Origin of the sequence: Mesorhizobium sp. M7A.F.Ca.US.007.01.2.1 (assembly GCF_003998165.1) — a bacterium.
In the GTDB taxonomy this organism is placed as follows: domain Bacteria; phylum Pseudomonadota; class Alphaproteobacteria; order Rhizobiales; family Rhizobiaceae; genus Mesorhizobium; species Mesorhizobium ciceri.
The window spans coordinates 1-1,161 of sequence record NZ_RZQP01000486.1 but is presented as its reverse complement, the minus strand read 5'-3'; the positions used below and the strand labels follow the sequence as shown (position 1 = coordinate 1,161).

General features: G+C 62.3%; 1 protein-coding gene. It reads right to left on the bottom strand.

Annotated features, from left to right (window positions below):
* Positions 1–259 precede the first annotated feature (259 nt).
* A partial coding sequence (locus EN949_RS35360; RefSeq protein WP_164782684.1) for a saccharopine dehydrogenase C-terminal domain-containing protein occupies positions 260–1,161 on the bottom strand: 902 nt, incomplete at its 5' end.

Genomic DNA, 1,161 nt, shown 5'->3' with positions numbered 1-1,161 from the left:
GGTCGCACAGGCGGCGAGCATCGCCGCAATGGCACCCGCCACGCTCATCGAAAGAATTTTGCGCGCAATGATCATGTGAAAATCCTCTCCTCTCGCATCGGCCCAAAAATCGGAAATCGATTTTCGACAAGCACGAGGCGTGCATCCAAGTTTCCAGAGCGACGTGCGTCCAGATGAATACGTATCGCTATGGTCCGCATCCCTTCAATCGCCCGATTTCCGGGCGATTGCAAGGCAGTGAGGCAGGTGGGCGGTGCTGCTATCGCACAAGGATGTTGCGGAACTGCCACGGGTCGTTCCGGTCGAGGTCTTCCGGGAACAGGCCGGGACGGTTATCGAGCGGCGTCCAGTCGGTGTAGTAGCCCTTGACCGGTCCGAGATACTGGGACTGCACTTCCAGGCACCGCCTGTAGTCCATCTCGTCGGCTTCGACGATGCCGGCCTCGGGATTCTCCAGCGCCCAGACCATGCCCGAGAGCACCGCCGAGGTGACCTGCATGCCGGTGGCGTTCTGGTAGGGGGCCAGCTTGCGCGCCTCGGCGAGCGACAGCTGCGAGCCGTACCAGTAGGCATTCTTGTCGTGGCCGTAGAGCAGCACGCCGAGTTCGTCGACGCCGTCGATCAACTCGTTCTCGTCGAGCACATGATGCACCGGCTGAGGCTTGCCGGCGGCGCCGAACATCTCGTCAAGCGACAGCATCGCGTCGTTGCAGGGATGATAGGCATAGTGGCAGGTCGGGCGGTAATGCACCTTGCCCTTCTTCGAACGCACGGTGAAGAAATCGGCGATAGAGATCGCCTCGTTATGCGTCACCAGCAGGCCGTATTGCGCGCCGGGCGTCGGGCACCACGAGCGCACGCGCGTGTTGGCGCCCGGCTGCTCCAGGTAGATGGCTGCCTTCGAGCCGTGCTTGTGCTTCTTGGCGTTCTTCGGCATCCATGTCTCGTGTGTGCCCCAGCCAAGTTCCGCGGGCTGCAGGCCCTCGGAGATGAAGCCTTCGACCGACCATGTGTTCCAGAACACGTCCATCGGTTTCGGCTTCTTGGTGCGCTGGGTGTCGCGTTCGGCGATGTGGATGCCCTTGACGCCGGCCTTCTTCATCAGCTTGGCCCACCCCTCGCGGTCGTCCTGCGCGGGCTCCGAGAACTCCAGGCCAAGAT